The organism is Streptomyces sp. enrichment culture, assembly GCF_964272855.1.
Classification (GTDB): Bacteria; Actinomycetota; Actinomycetes; order Streptomycetales; family Streptomycetaceae; genus Streptomyces.
On the sequence record NZ_OZ186847.1, the window covers coordinates 4796870 to 4813999 of the forward strand.

The 17130-nt window shown below is 72.3% G+C and carries 14 protein-coding genes and 6 pseudogenes; 13 read left to right on the forward strand and 7 right to left on the reverse strand.

What is annotated here, in order from left to right; genetic code table 11:
• Positions 1-247 precede the first annotated feature (247 nt).
• Positions 248-796, forward strand: a complete 549-nt coding sequence (locus ACSU6L_RS21105) for a hypothetical protein (protein WP_437058993.1) — start codon at positions 248-250, stop codon at positions 794-796.
• 60 nt (positions 797-856) lie between these two features.
• On the opposite strand, the pseudogene ACSU6L_RS21110 reads toward ACSU6L_RS21105, so the two are convergent.
• Positions 857-1169 (reverse strand): annotated as a pseudogene (locus ACSU6L_RS21110) (enoyl-CoA hydratase/isomerase family protein); the annotation flags it as partial.
• Between ACSU6L_RS21110 and ACSU6L_RS21115 the strand changes: the two are divergent.
• Positions 1166-1940, forward strand: a pseudogene (locus tag ACSU6L_RS21115) (AMP-binding protein); the annotation flags it as partial. The pseudogenes ACSU6L_RS21110 and ACSU6L_RS21115 sit on opposite strands and share 4 nt — an antisense overlap.
• A gap of 25 nt (positions 1941-1965) precedes the next feature.
• Here the strand turns inward: ACSU6L_RS21115 and ACSU6L_RS21120 are convergent.
• From ACSU6L_RS21120 to ACSU6L_RS21135, 4 genes are all read right to left on the reverse strand, one after another.
• Positions 1966-2418: a phospholipase gene (locus ACSU6L_RS21120; protein WP_437058995.1), complete on the reverse strand. Its 453-nt coding sequence runs from the start codon at positions 2416-2418 to the stop codon at positions 1966-1968.
• Between the two features lie 901 nt (positions 2419-3319).
• The gene (locus tag ACSU6L_RS21125; RefSeq protein WP_437058997.1) at positions 3320-4279 is read right to left on the reverse strand and encodes a hypothetical protein; all 960 of its coding nucleotides are present in this window, start codon (positions 4277-4279) and stop codon (positions 3320-3322) included.
• Between the two features lie 168 nt (positions 4280-4447).
• Entirely contained in the window at positions 4448-4648 is a 201-nt protein-coding gene (locus tag ACSU6L_RS21130; RefSeq protein ID WP_437058999.1) for a hypothetical protein, read from the reverse strand.
• Positions 4649-4870: 222 nt separating this feature from the next.
• Positions 4871-7816 (reverse strand): BTAD domain-containing putative transcriptional regulator, encoded by a 2946-nt coding sequence (locus tag ACSU6L_RS21135; protein WP_437059001.1) that lies wholly within the window; start codon positions 7814-7816, stop codon positions 4871-4873.
• A gap of 162 nt (positions 7817-7978) precedes the next feature.
• Between ACSU6L_RS21135 and ACSU6L_RS21140 the strand changes: the two are divergent.
• From ACSU6L_RS21140 to ACSU6L_RS21150, 3 pseudogenes are all read left to right on the forward strand, one after another.
• Positions 7979-8125 (forward strand): annotated as a pseudogene (locus ACSU6L_RS21140) (amidohydrolase family protein); the annotation flags it as partial.
• 113 nt (positions 8126-8238) lie between these two features.
• A pseudogene (locus ACSU6L_RS21145) lies at positions 8239-8720 on the forward strand (amidohydrolase family protein); the annotation flags it as partial.
• A 16-nt stretch (positions 8721-8736) separates the two neighbouring features.
• Positions 8737-8946: pseudogene (locus ACSU6L_RS21150) on the forward strand (aldehyde dehydrogenase family protein); the annotation flags it as partial.
• Positions 8947-8969: 23 nt separating this feature from the next.
• Here ACSU6L_RS21150 and ACSU6L_RS21155 read toward each other — a convergent pair.
• Positions 8970-9371, reverse strand: coding sequence for a nitroreductase family deazaflavin-dependent oxidoreductase (locus ACSU6L_RS21155; protein WP_437059003.1), 402 nt, complete (start codon positions 9369-9371; stop codon positions 8970-8972).
• Positions 9372-9546: 175 nt separating this feature from the next.
• Between ACSU6L_RS21155 and ACSU6L_RS21160 the strand changes: the two genes are divergently transcribed.
• The 7 genes and pseudogenes from ACSU6L_RS21160 to ACSU6L_RS21190 all read left to right on the forward strand — a co-directional run bounded on the left by ACSU6L_RS21160 (position 9547) and on the right by ACSU6L_RS21190 (position 15977).
• Complete coding sequence (locus ACSU6L_RS21160) at positions 9547-9957, forward strand: hypothetical protein (protein WP_437064990.1); 411 nt, start codon at positions 9547-9549, stop codon at positions 9955-9957.
• Between the two features lie 40 nt (positions 9958-9997).
• Positions 9998-11581 (forward strand): peptidoglycan-binding protein, encoded by a 1584-nt coding sequence (locus ACSU6L_RS21165; protein WP_437059005.1) that lies wholly within the window; start codon positions 9998-10000, stop codon positions 11579-11581.
• 7 nt (positions 11582-11588) lie between these two features.
• Complete coding sequence (locus tag ACSU6L_RS21170) at positions 11589-12026, forward strand: protease inhibitor I42 family protein (protein ID WP_437059007.1); 438 nt, start codon at positions 11589-11591, stop codon at positions 12024-12026.
• Positions 12027-12029: 3 nt separating this feature from the next.
• On the forward strand, positions 12030-12413 hold the full coding sequence (locus ACSU6L_RS21175; protein ID WP_437059009.1) for a hypothetical protein: 384 nt from the start codon (positions 12030-12032) through the stop codon (positions 12411-12413).
• 23 nt (positions 12414-12436) lie between these two features.
• Positions 12437-12677: pseudogene (locus ACSU6L_RS21180) on the forward strand (LLM class F420-dependent oxidoreductase); the annotation flags it as partial.
• A 47-nt stretch (positions 12678-12724) separates the two neighbouring features.
• Complete coding sequence (locus tag ACSU6L_RS21185; protein WP_437059011.1) at positions 12725-15310, forward strand: bifunctional FO biosynthesis protein CofGH; 2586 nt, start codon at positions 12725-12727, stop codon at positions 15308-15310.
• Positions 15311-15392: 82 nt separating this feature from the next.
• Positions 15393-15977: a hypothetical protein gene (locus ACSU6L_RS21190; RefSeq protein WP_437059013.1), complete on the forward strand. Its 585-nt coding sequence runs from the start codon at positions 15393-15395 to the stop codon at positions 15975-15977.
• A gap of 3 nt (positions 15978-15980) precedes the next feature.
• Here the strand turns inward: ACSU6L_RS21190 and ACSU6L_RS21195 are convergent, their stop codons facing one another.
• A complete protein-coding gene (locus ACSU6L_RS21195; protein ID WP_437059015.1) occupies positions 15981-16487 on the reverse strand; it encodes a DUF2165 domain-containing protein in 507 nt (168 codons plus the stop codon).
• Positions 16488-16628: 141 nt separating this feature from the next.
• Between ACSU6L_RS21195 and ACSU6L_RS21200 the strand changes: the two genes are divergently transcribed.
• Entirely contained in the window at positions 16629-17111 is a 483-nt protein-coding gene (locus tag ACSU6L_RS21200; protein WP_437059017.1) for a LysM peptidoglycan-binding domain-containing protein, read from the forward strand.
• Positions 17112-17130 lie beyond the last annotated feature (19 nt).

The following is a 17130-nucleotide window of genomic DNA, read 5'->3' on the forward strand; positions in this document are numbered from 1 at the left end:
AGGAACCGGGGACGGCCGTCGTACCGGGCGCACGGAAGGGGATCCAGACGGCGGCCGTCGCTCTCGGTGAGCGTGTGGAGACTCCTTCACCGCGCTCACACCTGACGCTACGCCCGGTGAGCGAGAGCCGCCAGGCGAGCTGCGCTAGTCTGACGCGCGCATGCCAGAAAGTGCATGCCGGAACACCCGCATGCCGGAAAAGTCGCATGCCGCAGAAGTCTTTGATCAGTACGGGGGATCACACCGCATGAAGCTTCGCCATGTCCGCGCCGTCGCCGTCTTCGTCGGCGTGGTCGTCGCCCTGACCGGCGCCCGCCACTCCAGCGGCGGCGGCTGCGACAACTCCGGGTCGTCCAGCTCCTCCAGCACGTCGGGCGGCACCACCGGCGGCAGCCACTACGACGACGATGACGACTACGACTCCGGCTACGGCTCCACCACCGGCTCCACCGGCTCCACGCCGGGCAGCGACGAGACCGGCGACGGCGGACGGTCGGGCTCGGTCGACGCGTCCGACGAGGTCAAGCTCGAGAGCTGCGCGTACGACGAGACCCGCGGCATCGTCGCCCGGGTCAGCGCCACCAACCCCAGCGCGAGCCAGACGTACACCTACGAGTTCAGCGTCACCTTCAAGGACCCCAACGGCACCCTGGTGCGCACCAGCGAGTCCACCATCCCGTACGTCTCCGCCGGCAACACCGAAACCCTCGACGTCACCGCCGTCTACGTCCCCGCGGACGGCGACGGCAGCGGCAGCAGCTGCGAGCTGGAGGACGTGACGCGCACGACGGTGTAGCCGCTTTCCGGCTCATCCCCTCCGGGGCATCCCTTCCGGGGCATCCCTTCCGGGTCACCCCTCCCGGGTCGTCCAGAGGGCCCGCACGGTCCCCTGGACGGCCTCGGTCGGATACCCGGCGAGCACGACGGCGCGGGCGACTGCGGCATCCAACGCGCCGCCCGGCTCCGTGAGTTCGCAGACGAGCCCGATGTCGTAGGCCCGCCGGGCTCATCCGCTCCGCCGCGCCCATGAGCGCCGTCCGCGCGACCTCGCCGTACGGCATCCGCCGCGCCATCAGCAGCGACTCGTACGCGCTGACCATCCCGTAGCCGGTGTGCGGATCGAAGAAGCGGGCGCCGGTGCCCGCCACCACGAACTCCGCCTCCCCGACTGGACCACCCCGGCCGGTCCGCCTACGACCTCACCTCACTCCGGCTGGTGGTCACCGGCGCGGCGGTGGTGCCCCTGCGCCTGGTGGAACGCCTGCGGGAGGAACTCGGCGTGCGAACGGTCCTCACGGCCTACGGCCTCTCCGAGGCCACCGGCATCGTCACGATGTGCCGCCGCGGCGACGCCCCGGAGGTGATCACCTGCACATCCGGCCGGGCGATACCGGGCACGGAGGTGCGCGTGGCCGACGCGGACGGCACACCGGCCGCGCCCGGCGTCCTCGGGGAGGTGCTGGTCCGCGGCTATTAACGTCATACGCGGCTACTACGAGGACGAGGCGGCCACGGCCGAGACGCTGACGCCGGACGGCTGGCTGCGCACGGGGGACGTCGGCGCACTCGCCCCGTCCGGCAACCTGCACATCACGGACCGCGTCAAGGACATGTACGTCGTCGGCTTCAACGCGTACCCGGCGGAGATCGAGCAACGGCTGCTCCTGCACCCGGACGTGTCCGACGCGGCGGTCATCGGAGTCCCGGACACCCGCCTCGGAGAGGTCGGCAAGGCCTACGTCGTCCGCCGCCCGGGTTCCGTACTGACCGGGGACGACCTGATCGCGTGGGCCCGGCGGGAGATGGCGAACCACAAGGTGCCGAGGTCCGTCGAGTTCGTCGGGGCATTGCCGCGGAACGCGAGCGGCGAGGTGGCGAAGGGGCGGCTGCGGGACGCCGGCACGGCCGGCCGGCGCCCCGTGGGCGGACCTGGGCTGTAGGTGAGCCTGCAGGTCGGCGTGCAGGTCAGCCGAAGGCGCGCACGGCCTGGTAGTACGTCCAGGCGGTGCTGTTGCAGGCGGTCTTGGTGGCGCCGCCGTAGTTGTTGCAGACGCGCTTGAGGTCCTCGTAGAAGGCGCTGTCGAGGCGCGCCTTGTTCGCCGAGAAGGTGCCGGCCGCCTTGTAGTTCCGGTACCCGAAGTCGTGGCGGGCGCAGGACTTGGAGAAGGGGAAGCCGAAGGGGTTGTCCGGCGAGGAGGAGCAGTAGTCGGTGGACCAGTCGAATCCGTACGCCGACCAGGCGCCCTGGTTGGCCCGCGCGGCCACCCACGCGTTGTAGCTCGACGCGCTGGTCTGCGTCCAGCTCGCCAGGACCTGCGGCTTGTCGGCGGGAGCGGCACCGGCGGCACTCGCGGCGCCGACGACGGTGACAAGAGCCAGAGTTGAAGTTGCCAGTGCGGAGCCGAATCTGCGGTGCATCCCACACCTCCATGAGGCTGTCACCCGCCCATCGGGCAACAGGTTCATGCCAAAAGCATCGGCACGAAAGCGCGGGCTGCACACCTCTGGCGCAGTAATTGCCGGTTAAACACCGGGGGTTGAGGATGATCAGGGGATGAATTGGGGGAGCGGGGTGTGAGGGGAGGTGGGGCGGGCCGGCCAACCCCCCTCTATGAAGTGGCTGTTGGGGCCGCCCGCTTCTTGGTCAGTGTCGTGCTTCCGCGGCCCGGGGTTGGGGGCGCGTCAGCGCCGCAGGGGCACGCCGGGCGGGCTAAGCGGCTGTCCGCCGGTGGGGGGGAGGGGGAGGGGCCGGGCCCGGGGGGTGGGGCGGGGCGGGGCAGAAGGGTATTCGGCACCTTTGGGCCAGCCCGTCAGGGTCACCCCCTGCGGATACCGAGGGCGCCCCTCCGACCCGGTGTCCCAAAGCTTCCCATCGCCGCCGATTGGGGGAGAGGGGAGGCCGAAGGGGTGGAGGGAGAGGGAGACTGATGTGACAGCAACGCCTATCCGCAGACCGCCCCGCCCACCCCCACCACTCACGCGCCGAAAGCCGCTAAGACTTCCCGGCGTGCCGGCGAGGCGCCGACGCGCACCCCAGCCCCCACCCCACAGGTGGCCGCTTAGCCTGCCCGGCGTGCCCCGCGGCGCTGACGCGCCCCACGTCCGCCGGTCAACTGCCCAACCAACATGCACGGCATCCCCCTGGGCCCCCGTTTTTCCGGGCCGTTCGCTCGCTTCTTCCCCGTGCTGGAGCGGGCCGAGTCAAGGGTGGGCCGTAGGCCCATCGGCGGAGCCGACGCGGAGCCGTAGGCGTAGCGCCCTTTACTCGGGGCGCGGAAGCACGACACTTGCCGAGAAGCGGGCGGCCCCAACAGCCACTTCACAGGCTGGGGGTTTGTGCAGCTCCGTCCTTGGGGGCGGCGTCGGCGGTGAGTGCGGTGCGGATTTCGTGGAGCATGTCGTCGGGGCGGTGGAAGACGTCCTCCGCGGTGAAGCGCAGCAGCCGTCGGACTTCCGGGCACTGGACGATCTGGTTGAAGCGGATGACGTCCCGGCGGTGGGAGTCCCGGGTGCCGTGGTAGGCGTACCCCTCGATCTCTACGGCTAGGCCCTCGGGGCGGAAGAGGAAGTCCAGGATCACTCGGCGGCCGCTCGGGGTGAGGAGTTCCGCCTGGCTCACGGGGTGCAGTCCCGCGTCGTACATGCGGAGGCGTGCGATCGTCTCGGCCGGTGATCCGGCTCGCGCGTCGCACAGGCGCAGCCAGTCGCGGGCTCGGGACGCGCCCTGGAGGGGGCGGTCGAGGGCGCCGGCGATCGTGGGGAGGTCGGTGAGCGGGGCGCGGCGGGCCCGGCCGGTGCGGCGGTAGCCGAGTGCGGAGTCGACGGCGACGACGGCTTGGTCGCGGGGGCCGGCTCTGAGCAGGTCGGCGAGGGTGCGGGCCGGGGATGTGACGCGCAGGCCCTGGCGGTTGAGGACCTCGGCAGCGGAGAGGGGCATGCGGTGGACGCGGAGGCCGGGGTTGGTGCGGCGGATGGTGAGGCCGGGGTCGATGAACTCCAGGGGGTGCCGGTCGGCGCGGGTCAGGGTCTCGATGTGCCAGAGGGCGGCTGCGGAGAGGTGGCTGACGACGAGCCGTGGCTCGGTGAGTTGGGTTGCCCGGAGTCTGGTGTAGTGGTCGGGGTTTCGTCCGGGTTCGAGCCAGACGCCGTGGCGGAGCGGGGCCCAGCCCTCGGCGCGCAGGACCCGGGTCAGGCTGCGCCTGGGCCATCCGGCGGTGAGGGCGCGTGAGGTGACCAGTAGCCCGTCCTCGGCCAGTTTCCGCAGTGCGCTCCGTTCCACTCGCCCGAGGTGGCAGACCCCGCGCCGCTTGCAAGTGCCCTGTGGAAGTGGACGGTTTGGGCCGGGGCAGGGGGCCGGGCCCCGGCGCCCGGACCTCCGAACACACCACGGCCGCGGCGGCTCCCCCTCCGAGCCGCCGCGGCGCATCCCCGTGTGGTGGAAGGTCGGTCAGGCCGGCTCGTCCGTGGCGTGGATGTTTCCGTTGGTGGTGTCGCCGGTGCTGTCCGCGAGGGTCGGCTTGAGCGGCTCGCTGGTGGCGTGGATGTTCTTGACGGTGACGGGCTCGCCGGTGGCGTGGATGTTCCCGTTGGTGGTGTCACCGGTCGGCTCGCCGGTCGCGTGGATGTTCTCGGTGCTGTTCTCGCTCATGTGGCTGGCTCCCCTGCAGTGTTGTGCGCTAGGTGGACGGGAACCGCCCGGCAACTCCCCCGCGGGCTGCCGGGCGGCCCCGTCGGGCCGGTTCACCATAGAGGTCCGGCCTTCGGTCGTGGCGTCTGCCCCCCCAGGCGACGGCTCGACACGATTGAGAGTGTCGGAACGCGATAAACGAACGATGAACGCCCGTTTCGTCGGAGTGGCGCCCGCTGCGGATCAGGCGAGGGTCGCCGGTGCCAGCAGGCCCCTGACCTCGTCGGCCTCGGGCGCGCCCAGGGTTTCGAAGGTGTCCAGTGCCTCCCGCCAGCAGACCTGGGACCGGTCCCGCTGCCCGACGGCGTTCAGGGCGTGGCCGAGGACGACGAGGACGTTGCCCCGGCGCCATTCGCCGCCGATGCCGCGGAGGACGGTGAGGGCCATCTCGGCGTTCGCCGCCGCCTGCGCGGGACGCCGGTCGGCTAGGTCGGCCTCGGCGAGCCGGAACAGGGACATCCCCTCCCACAGTCGCTGGCGGCTGTCCCGGAACACGGCCAGGGCCTCCGTGAGCCTGGCCGTGGCCTCCGGCAGCCGGTCGCTCTGGGTGAGGGCGAGGCCGAGCGCGTAGCGGCCGTTGGCGCCCTTCAGGGCGTGCCCCATCGCGTCGTACATGTCCGTGCCCTGCTGGGCCAGGGACACCGCGCTGTGGGTGCGCCCGGTGGCCAGGTGGATGCGGGAGAGGTTGCACAGGGCGCTGGCCTCCCCGGGGCGGTCCTGGCAGGCGCGGAAGCCTTCGATCGCGCTGGTGAGGTGGGCCTCGCCGTCCTCGTAACGGTTCTGGTAGAGCGCGATCACACCCCTGGTGTTGGCCGCCCAGCAGCCGGCGAGGGGGTCGTTGCCGGCGCTGAGCTGCGCGGCCTCCTCCGCGGCCTGGTTGGCGATGTCGAAGCGTCCGGTGATGTGGTGGACGTAGGCCACCATGATCAGGGACCGTGCCTCCGCGTGCGGGTCGCGGCTGTCCTTCGCGGCGTCGCGGAGAGCGGAGGCGACGCCCTCGTACGCCTTGGAGTTGGAGCCGGACTCCGCGAGGTCGACCGACGCCCACAGCGTGTCGACGGCGCGCCGCAGGAATCCCGGACGCGTGGACTGGCGCACGCACGCGAGCAGGGACACCGCCTCCGCGTACAGCCAGTCCTGTGCCTCGTGCCGGTTCGCGAAGCTCAGCCCCGGATAGTCGGTGGGCTCCAGGTGATCCACCAGCCGGTCCCCCGGACGTTCGATGGCGTACACCCCGGCCGCCGTGGCCAGGTAGAAGTCCAGCAGGCGGGACATCGCCGCGTCGCGTTCGCTCGGCGGGTGTTCGTCGCGTTCGGCGCATGCACGCGCGTAGAGGCGGACGAGGTCGTGGAAGCGGTAGCGGCCGGGGGCGGCGGATTCGAGGAGGGAGGTGTCGACGAGGGATTCGAGGAGGTCCTCGGTGTCCTCCGCCGGGAGGTCGAGTACGGCCGCGGCCGCCGGGAGGGAGATGTCGGGGCCGTCGGCCAGGCCGAGGAGGCGGAAGGCGCGGGCCTGGGCGGGTTCGAGTTGGCCGTAGCCGAGTTCGAAGGTGGCCTTCACGGCGAGGTCGCCGGCCTGGAGTTCGTCGAGGCGGCGGCGTTCGTCGGCCAGTTTCGCGGCGAGGACCGTGACGGTCCAGGTGCGGCGGGCGGCGAGGCGGGACGCGGCGATGCGGATGGCGAGGGGGAGGAAGCCGCAGGCGGCGACCACGTCGAGGGCGGCTTCCCGTTCCGAGGCGACGCGTTCCTCGCCGACGATCTTCGTGAAGAGGGCCAGCGCCTCGTCGGGGGACATCACGTCGAGGTCGACCAGGTGCGCCCCGGCGAGGTCGACCATGCGCACGCGGGACGTCACGAGCGCGGCGCAGCCGGAGGTGCCGGGCAGCAGGGGCCGTACCTGGGCCGCGTCGCGGGCGTTGTCCAGCAGTACGAGGACGCGGCGGCCGTCCAGGACGGAGCGGTACAGCGCGGAGCGTTCCTCCAGCGAGTCGGGGATCGCGGAGTCCGCCGTGCCGAGGGCGCGGAGGAAGGAGCCGAGGACCGTCTCGGGTTCCGCGGCCCGCTGTCCCGCGCCTTGCAGGTCCACGTACAGCTGCCCGTCGGGGAAGGCGGCGCGCGCCTGGTGGGCGACGTGGACCGCGAGGGTCGTCTTGCCGACGCCGCCGATGCCGGCGAGGGCGGAGACCGCCATCACGCGGCCTTCCGCCGAGGCCAGGACCTCGCTCAGCTCGGACACGAAGGACGCGCGCCCGGTGAAGTCGGGCACGGTCGCCGGGAGCTGGGCGGGGCGGACGGGGACGACGGCCGGTTCGGCGGCGGGGGCGGAGGGTTCCGCGAGGCCGGGGTCCGCGCGGAGGATGCGCTGCTGGAGGTCGCTGAGGCCGGGGCGGGGGTCGACGCCGAGTTCGTCGGCGAGCAGGCGGCGGGTGTCGGCGTAGACGGCGAGGGCTTCCGCCTGGCGTCCGCTGCGGTACAGCGCCAGCATCAGCAGTTCGCGCAGGCGCTCGCGCAGGGGGTGGGCGGCGGTGAGGGCGGTCAGTTCGGAGACCGCTTCCGCGTGGGAGCCCTGTTCGAGGTCCATGTCCAGGCGGGACTCGAGGAGCTGGAGGCGCCATTCCTCCAGGCGGACGCGCTGTGCCTCGGCGTAGGGGCCGGGCACGCCTGCCAGGGTCTCGCCGTCCCAGAGGGCGAGCGCGCGGTTCAGCACGTCCCGGGCGCGGCCCAGGTCGCCGCCCGCCTTCGCCTTCTCCGCCTCCGCCGCGAGTTCCTGGGCGGTGGCGAGGTCGAGCGCGCCCTCGCCGAGACCGCGGATCGCGTAGCCGCCGGATTCGCTGACCAGTACGCCCGCGTCGAGCGCCTTGCGCAGCCGGGAGGCGTAGGTGCGGACCGCCGCGAGGGCCTGCGAGGGCGGTTCCTCGCCCCACAGCGCGTCGATCAGCTCGGCGGCCGTCGCCGTGCGGCCCTCGCGCAGCAGCAGGGCGGCCAGCAGGGCGCGTTGCTGGGGTGAGCCGGTGTTCAGCGGTTCGTCGCCGCGCCAGGCGCGTACCGGTCCGAGCACGCTGAAGCGCAGCGCCGCCGGTTCCACCGAGTCCGGACGCCGCTGCGCCGGCACTCGCGGTACCCCGTCCATCGCCGTCCCCCTAGACATCCTGAGCAACCCTGTCAGTTTGCCTTGTTCATGGCGGATGCGTCAGCCGCGCGAGACGCCGATCACGCCGATCGTGAAGCGGTTCACGCCGTCTTCACCGCGTCTTCGCGCCACACCGACGCCATATCGCCGCCGTACCACTAGCTGACGGCCCGCATCATCTCCGTCGACGACCACACCGTGGCGCCGCCGCGCGTCCGGCAGGACCGGCTCCCCGCCCGGTACCGGGACACCGGGCCCGGGAGCGTCCGGGCGCCACTGAAGGAGATGACCTTCCTCGGCGGGCGCTTCAAGCTGCGGGTTCGTGCGTGGTTGATCGCGCCCACGCGGCGGAGCCGCACATCGACACAGCCCCGGGCCCCTGAACGGCGTCTTTCGCCGTCGGAGTTGAGGAGGCAAGCGGCATGCTCGGTCACGTCATTCGGGGCGCCACCGTCGTCGACGGCACCGGTGCGCCCGCCTTCACCGCCGGCGTCGGTGTCCTGGACGGCCGTATCGCCGTCATCGGCACCGTCACCGGTGAGGCCCGCAGCAGTGAGGACGCCTCCGGGCTGGTGCTCGCGCCCGGTTTCGTCGATCCGCACACGCACTAAGACGCCCAGCTGTTCCGGGACCCGTACGCCACGCCGTCCCTGAACCACGGTGTCACCACCGTCGCCGCCGGGAACTGCGGGTTCACCCTCGCGCCCCTCCACCCCGGCCGCCCCGAGGACGCCGACTACACGCGCCGCATGCGAAGGTGGAGGTCATGTCGCTGGTGGCGCTGGAGGAGGGGGCGCCCTTGGGCTGGCCCACCTTCGGCGACTGTCTGGACGCGCTGGAGGGGCGGACCGCCGTCAACGCGGGCTTCATGGTGGGGCACTGCGCGCTGCGCCGGTATGTGCTCCGACTACGGCCTCGTCGACTACGGCCTCGTCGACTACGTCCGGTCCGGGGACGTGGGCCGGGCCTTCCGCGTCGCCCGCGGCCTCCGGGCCGGCGGTGTCGGCGTCAACACTGTCGGCCGCAACATGGAGGCCCCCGGCGGCTTCAAGCAGAGCGGCGTCGGCCGGGACGTCGGCTCGTACGCCCTGCACGCGTACAGCGAGGTGCAGGCCATCGTGTGGCCGGGGTGGAGCCTGACGGTTCTTGGGCCTCAGCCGTCCGTCAGGTCCACCCGGATCGTCAGCAGGTTCGTGCCGATCGTGCGTACCGCCGCGCTGTTGAGGCGGGGCAGGGTGCGCAGCCGGGCCACCGCGTCGTCGTCGGGGAGCAGATGGGCGGTGCCGGTGTGCCAGCGGCCGCCGACGCGGACCCGGACCCGCGGGTCGGCCTGGATGTTGCGGACGTACTGCGAGCGCTCCCCGAACTCCGAGACGATCCAGAAGGAGTCGCCCACGCGGCGGCCGCCGAGCGGGGTGCGCCGGGGCAGGCCGGACACGCGGCCGGTGGTCTCCAGGAGCGTGTGGAACGGCAGCCGGCGCATGAGCGGGTTGACGAGGTGCCGCTGGAAGGCGGTCGTCGCACGGAATCGGAGGTCGCTGGGCGGCGGAGACATCGTCGGTGGGACTCCTTCACGCGGGACACGGACGCCTCCATGGTCCCCGACAGCCCGTGCCGCCGCAGCCGTGTGCGAGCTGTGTGCGGGGTGTGTGCTCCGGACATGGAGGGCCGGTCGCGGCGTGCTAGCCTCCCCGCGGTCAAGATCGACGACAGGCTTACGGGGGAAGTCGATGGCCTTTTCGGACGGATACCAGGTCAAGAACTCCGGCATGACCGGACAGGCGAAGGAACTGGACGGCTCCGGCACCGACATGGGCAAGGTCCGCGAGGCGATCGCACCCGGCGTCTGCTACACCTCGGACGCCCTGGGCGGCACCGAAGCCGCGGCCGCCGTCAACGGGTTCATCGCCGCCTGGGAGGCGGAGGCCCGCACGCTGGAGTCGGCCCTGCACGAACTCGCCGACAAGGTACGGCTCGCGAAGGGCGCGTACGGCGGCAGCGACGGCCTCGTGCGGATGGACGCCGCCGGCGTCAAGGTCGCCGACGGCGAGCTGACCTCCATGCCGGCCTTCACCGGGAACGAGCAGCTGACCACCATGCCCACCTACGCTGAGCGTCCCTCGGCCCTGACGAGCTACTGAGCGCCGGACCAGAACAGGGACTTCAGGGCGGAGACAGGCGATGACGGGATTTCTGCGGCCCGCGGACTCCCCGGCCGGCCGGCGCGCGTGGCTGGCCGGACTGTGCGAGGACATTCCCAAGGCCGGGAGCAAGAACGAGCTGCTGGACATGATCGACAGTGCGCTGTCGGTGTCCGAACCGGAGGGCGACCCGGGCACCCTCGAATCACTGAGCAAGCGTTACCGCGACCGGCTCGACGACGTCGGCGGCATCCACGACCGGGTGCAGAAGGTGGCCGGAAAAGGCCTGCCCGAGGTGTGGGTCGGGGACACGAGCGTCCTCGCCTCCGACGGCGTCGCCGCCGCCGGGCGGGCCGTCCTGCAGATGGCCGAGGCGTTCCAGGGAGGCGCGGGCGCGCTGCTCCGGCTGGCCGACGCGCTCGCCGACGCGCAGCGCCAGGACGCCGAGGGGCGCGGCAAGATGGCGCAGGCCAAGACCACCCTCGGCGGCCGGGACGGCTTCTTCGACGACTGGCACGAGGACGACGAGGAGGAGTTCGACCGGCTGACGGCCCGGTTCTTCGCCTCCGACGGCATCACCCTGATGCACAAGGCGGCGGTCGCCGCCGAGGAGGCCGTCCGCGTAGCGGCCCGCGACCTGAACAAGTGGGCGACCGAGGCGCGCGCCGGGAAGATGGACACCGGCGAACTGACCGCTGTCGACCGGCTGATGCTCGCCGACACCGGCGCCTCGAACGCCCCCACCGAACTGAACGAGATCCTCAGCTCCAGCGACCTGGAACGCGCCGGCCGCCGCATGGACCAGCTGAACAAGGCCGACGAGGCGGCCATGGAGCGGATGCTGTCCCAGGCGGGCAGCCCCGAGGAACGCGCCTACCTGATGAAGGCGTTGGCCGCGGGGCACAGCGTCAAGGAGATCGAGACCTTCCAGGGCAAGATCAACGGCAAGGACCCCGAGTGGCTGCGCCGGCACCTCACCCCGGTGGTCACCGCCGAGGACAGCATGGAGGACGAGGGCCTCGCCGACGACGGCTCCGCCAACAACAAGGACTACGTCCAGTTCCACGACCAGCTGTGGATCCAGGGCGGCGACGGCTCCGAGGGCACCTGCGTGGCGTCCTCCACCGTCAACGCCCGCGCCATGCTCGACCCGATCTACGCCCTCGACCTCACCGGCGGCCCCAGCGGCCAGGAGGACGACCCGAAGGCGTTCCGGGAGCGCCTGGTCGCCGAACAGCACCGGCTGCACGAGGAGGGCGACGGCGGCGACGACTGGACCGGCATGGGCCAGGAGGGCCAGGAACGCATCGCCGACTCCACCCTCGGCAGCGCCACCGGCGACGACTACCGGCGCCACGACGTCGACAGCGCCGATCAGCGCAGGGCCGTCCTCGACGACGTGCAGAAGGCGGTCGCCGAGGGCAAGCCGGTCCCGGTCGACGTCAAGGGCGACGACGGCGCCCACGCGATGATGATCATCGGCCAGGAGGGTGACATGCTCCAGATCTACAACCCCTGGGGCACCACCACCTGGGTCAGCGAGGACGACTTCGTCAACGGCAACATGGGCAAGGCATCCAACAATGAACTCAACGACGCGTACCAGGTCTATGTGCCGGAGTAGGGCGGCGGTGGGCGCGGCGGCGGTGCTGCTGGTCCTGTCCGCCTGCGGGTCGGGCGACGACGAGCCCACCAGCCACCCCACGGACGACCACACCATCACCGCCTCCGTCGGCGAGCGGTTCACCCTCACCGTGGACGGCGAGAACGCCTCCACCCGCTCCCACTGGTACCTGGTCGACCCCAAGCCGGACGGCGACGTGGTCGTCGCCCGGGGCCAGGAGCGCGAGTCGGCCTCGGACTCCGACGGCGAGGTGGTCGCGGGCGCGAGCAGCCGCCTCACCTTCACCTTCGAGGCGACCGGCGAGGGCAGCACCGAGATCGTGCTGATGCACTGCACGTTCACCAGCACCTGCGACACCGGCGACGGCAGCCCGGCCCCCACCCCGACGGGCGGCGCCACGCCGACCGAGCCGGAGCGGGTCACGTACAAGGTGACGGTGGGCTGACGCATGGACACCACCCGGCGCACCGACGAAGAACTGGCCGGCCTCGACATCGCCGCCCTGATCCGCTACGGCCTCACCGCCGCCCCGGGACCGCTGCGCACGTCCCTGTTCGGGGACGGCGCGGTGGGCGCGGCGGTCCTCCTGGACCGTCTGGACACCGAGCCGCGCTCGGTGGCGTTCCTCGCCGAGACGGTACGGGCGGGCGGTGTCGCCCACGCGCTGACCCTGCCCGAGCCGCTGCCCCGCCCCGAGGCGGTGGCCCTCGTCCGCGACTGGCTGGAGTCCGCCGCGTCCCTCGGGGGCGGTGTGCGGGCGGACGACGCCACGGCCCGCTGGCTGCGCGCGGTCGCGTCGCTCGTCGAACTGCGGCAGTCGGTCCGCCGCTGAGGCGGGGGTCCGCGGCGGGCCGGGGCGGACGCGGGCTGTCCGAATCCCTGCCGGTGCTACGCGCCGTCTGGGCCGACGCGGGTCGGCGACCCGGCCGCCCTCCAGGTCGTCCCGTACGCCGTTCACCCCGGTCCCGGCAAGGTCGCCCACTACGCCGGCCTCGGCATCGAGACGGTCGTGGCGCAACTGCCCCCGGCCGGCGAGGCGGACGTGCTGCGGGCGCTGGACGCTTTCCAGCCGTATCTGTCGACGGCGGCGGCGTGACCTGCGGCTTGGCCGAGCCCTGATCATCGCGATCGTATGCTCGAAGGATGACGAATTCCGCGACCTCCGGAACCGGCCCGACCGAGAACTCCATGCGTCGCGCCCTCAAACGCGCCCGGGACGGCGTCGCCCTCGACGTCACCGAGGCCGCGGTCCTGCTCCAGGCCCGCGGCGAACACCTGGAGGACCTGGCCGCCTCGGCCGCCCGCGTGCGTGACGCGGGCCTCGAGGCGGCGGGCCGTCCCGGCGTCATCACTTACTCCAAGAGCGTCTTCATTCCCCTCACCCGGCTGTGCCGGGACAAATGCCACTACTGCACCTTCGTCACCGTCCCCGGCAAGCTGCGGCGCGCCGGGCACGGAATGTTCATGTCCCCCGACGAGGTCCTGGACATCGCCCGCAAGGGCGCCGCCCTCGGCTGCAAGGAAGCCCTCATCACCCTCGGCGACAAGCCGGAGGACCGCTGGCCCGAGGCCCGCGAATGGCTCGACGCGCACGGCTACGACGACACCATCGCCTACGTGCGCGCGATCTCCATCCGCATCCTGGAGGAGACGGGCCTGCTGCCCCACCTCAACCCGGGCGTCATGACGTGGACCGACTTCCAGCGGCTGAAGCCGGTCGCGCCGTCGATGGGCATGATGCTGGAGACGACCGCGACCCGCCTGTGGTCCGAGCCGGGTGGCCCCCACCACGGCTCCCCGGACAAGGAACCCGCCGTCCGCCTGCGCGTGCTGGAGGACGCCGGCCGCTCGTCGGTCCCCTTCACCTCCGGTGTCCTCATCGGCATCGGCGAGACCTACGAGGAGCGCGCGGAGTCCCTGTTCGCGCTCCGCAAGGTCTCCCGCGCCTACCACGGCATCCAGGAACTGATCATCCAGAACTTCCGCGCCAAGCCGGACACCGCGATGCGCGGCATGCCGGACGCGGAACTCGACGAACTCGTCGCCACCGTGGCCGTCGCCCGCCACATCATGGGCCCGTCGGCCTGCCTCCAGGCTCCGCCGAACCTCGTGGACTCCGAGTACGAGCGGCTGATCGGCGCGGGCATCGACGACTGGGGCGGCGTCTCCCCGCTGACCATCGACCACGTCAACCCGGAGCGCCCCTGGCCGCAGATCGAGGAGCTGGCGGCCCGTTCGGCGGCGGCCGGCTTCGAGCTGCGCGAACGCCTCTGCGTCTACCCGGAGTTCGTGCGGCGCGGCGAGCCCTGGCTGGACCCGCGGCTGCGCCCGCACGTCGCGGCCCTGGCCGACCCGGAGACCGGCCTCGCCCTGCCCGACGCGGTCGTCGAGGGGCGGCCGTGGCAGGAGCCGGAGGAGGTCTTCACGGCCACGGGCCGCACCGACCTGCACACGGCCATCGACACCGAGGGCCGCACCTCCGACCGCCGCGACGACTTCGACGAGGTGTACGGCGACTGGGGCGCCCTGCGCGAGGCCGCCGCCCCCGGCATGGCGCCCGAACGCATCGACGCCGACGTTCGCGAGGCCCTGCGCACGGCCGCCGACGACCCCACGCGGCTGACCGACGCCGAGGCGCTGGCGCTGCTGCACGCGGACGGCCCGGCGCTGGACGCGCTCACCCGGATCGCGGACGACGTCCGCAGATCGGCGGTCGGCGACGACGTGACGTACATCGTCACCCGGAACATCAACTTCACCAACGTCTGCTACACCGGCTGCCGTTTCTGCGCCTTCGCCCAGCGCAGGACCGACGCCGACGCCTACACCCTCTCCCTCGACCAGGTCGCCGACCGCGCCCAGCAGGCGTGGGACGTCGGCGCGGTCGAGGTCTGCATGCAGGGCGGCATCCACCCGGACCTGCCCGGCACGGCGTACTTCGACATCGCGAAGGCGGTCAAGGAACGCGTCCCCGGCATGCACGTCCACGCCTTCTCGCCGATGGAGGTGGTGAACGGCGCCACCCGGACCGGCATGTCGATCCGCGAGTGGCTGACGGCGGCGAAGGAGGCCGGGCTCGACACCATCCCCGGCACGGCCGCGGAGATCCTGGACGACGAGGTCCGCTGGGTCCTGACCAAGGGCAAGCTGCCGACGGCGACCTGGATCGAGGTGGTGACGACGGCGCACGAGCTGGGCATCCGCTCGTCGTCGACGATGATGTACGGCCACGTCGACCAGCCCCGGCACTGGCTGGGCCACCTGCGCACCCTGGCCCGCATCCAGCAGCAGACCGGCGGATTCACCGAGTTCGTGACGCTGCCGTTCATCCACACCAACGCGCCGGTGTACCTGGCGGGGATCGCGCGGCCCGGCCCGACCATGCGGGACAACCGGGCGGTCACGGCGATGGCCCGGCTGCTCCTGCACCCCTGGATCCCCAACATCCAGACCAGCTGGGTGAAGCTGGGCACGGAGGGCGCGGCCGAGATGCTCCGCTCCGGGGCGAACGACCTGGGCGGCACGCTGATGGAGGAGACGATCTCCCGCATGGCGGGCTCCTCGTACGGCTCGTACAAGTCGGTGCAGGACCTGATCGCGGTCGCGGAGGCGGCGGGCCGCCCGGCGAAGCCGCGGACGACCGTGTACGGCGAGGTGCCGGAGGAGCGCCGGCGCGCGGCGGAGGCCTCCGACGGGCACCTGCCGGAGCTGCTGCCGGTACTGGACTGAGGACGGGCCGTCCGGCCCCGCCGAGTACGATGATCCGACCCTCGGTGTCACCCGGCACCGGGGCCGGACTCTGAGGAGATGCGTGCCCGTGCCAGCCCGACGGCTTCCCTCGTGGGCCTGGGTGACCGGCCTGACCACCGGGGCGATCGCGGCGGTCGCCGTCCTCGCCGTCCAGGCCGGCCAAGGCACCCGGCCGGTCGCCACGGCGACGGACCCGACGCCGTCGCCGACCGCGTCCGCGTCCGCTTCCGCCGACCCCAAGCCCAAGGCGACGCCCTCGAACGTCGTGCCCGAAGGCTCCGGCACCAGCCGCCGGATCGTCTACTCGCTCTCCCAGGACCGGGTCTGGCTGATCGACGCCAGCGACAGCCCGCGCCGCACCTTCACGGTGTGGCCGGGCTCGGTGGACCCGGACCCGGGCACCTATCCGGTCGGCACCCGCTCCGAGCCCGTCACGTCGGGCTCGGACGGCGTCCGTATCGAGCACATCATCTACTTCGCCGCCAAGTCGGGCGTGAACATCGCCTTCTCCCACGCGGTCGACGGCGCGTCCCCGCCCCCGGCTGCCGCCGGCACCCAGACCGGCGGCATCCGCACGAACAAGGCCGACGGCACGGCACTGTGGGCGTTCGCGACGACGGGGACGCCGGTCCGAGTGGTGAAGTAGGGCCTACACGGCGGGCGTCCGCTCCTCCCGGGCGCCCGGCAGGTGGTTCACGATCAGCACCACACCGGAGAGCAGGAAGATCCGGGTGGCGGCGTCGAGCCCGTTCCAGTCCCCGGACTGCCACATGGCGAACCACTCGCCGCCGATCCCGATGAACCCGACGCCGAACAGCAGCATGACCATGAGCAGCCCGTACGTGGAGATCCGCCGCCCCCGCGCCTGATCGCGCCGGGCCCAGAACCAGGTCCCGGCGATCAGCACCAGCGCGGCGACCGTCTCCCACGCGATGATCGCGACGTAGGCGGCGTTCTGCAGCCCCTCACTGGTGATGGCGCGCCACATCAGGTCGTCGTCCTTGAACGTCGTGTCCATGGCGAGGACGTGCTGTACGAACTGCTGGTTGGTGCCGAAGTCGGTGATGTTCCCGAAGGCGACCAGCGCCATGTAAAGCGCGACGGTGCCCGTGAGGAGCGTCGCCCCGAGGGAGAGGGTGCGAGAGGTAGTGGTCATGACACACATCCTTCTGCACCCGCCCGCACCACCGAGGCGAATCGAGCCAGAAGACCAGGCCCCCGCATGACCCCATTGGCCGTTCCGGAGTGCGGCGCACGTGCGGCCTTCGCAGCATGACGTGTGACGAGGAGGGACAACATGCCCATACGCAGCGGGCCCGCGGCCCGCACAGTCGCCGCAGCCGCCATGTGCCTGACCAGTCTCACGGCGTTCTGCGCGGTCCCGGCCCACGGCACACCCGGCGCGGCCACCGCCTCCGAGAGCGGCCACCCGCCCGCGAGCCCGAAGCCCGCCAGGCACATCGTCGCCTCCGGGGACACCCTGTGGGACATCGCCCGGAAGACCCACGGCGACCCGCTCCGGTGGGACAGCGTCTACACCCTCAACCGGCGGACCATCGAGGACCAGGCCCGCCGGCACGGACACGCCTCCAGCGACCGGGGCCACTGGATCTTTCCCGGGACCACACTCACCCTGCCCGGGTCCGTGTCCGCGCCCCCGGAGATCCGAGCCCACCCGACCGCGCGCAAGCTCCGCCTGTCCATGGCGGTCGCCCCCTCGGCGTCACCGACGCCACACCCCGGGCCGACCGTGTCCCGCCCCGGTCGTCCCGGCCCATGACACGCACGCGCCGGCCGGT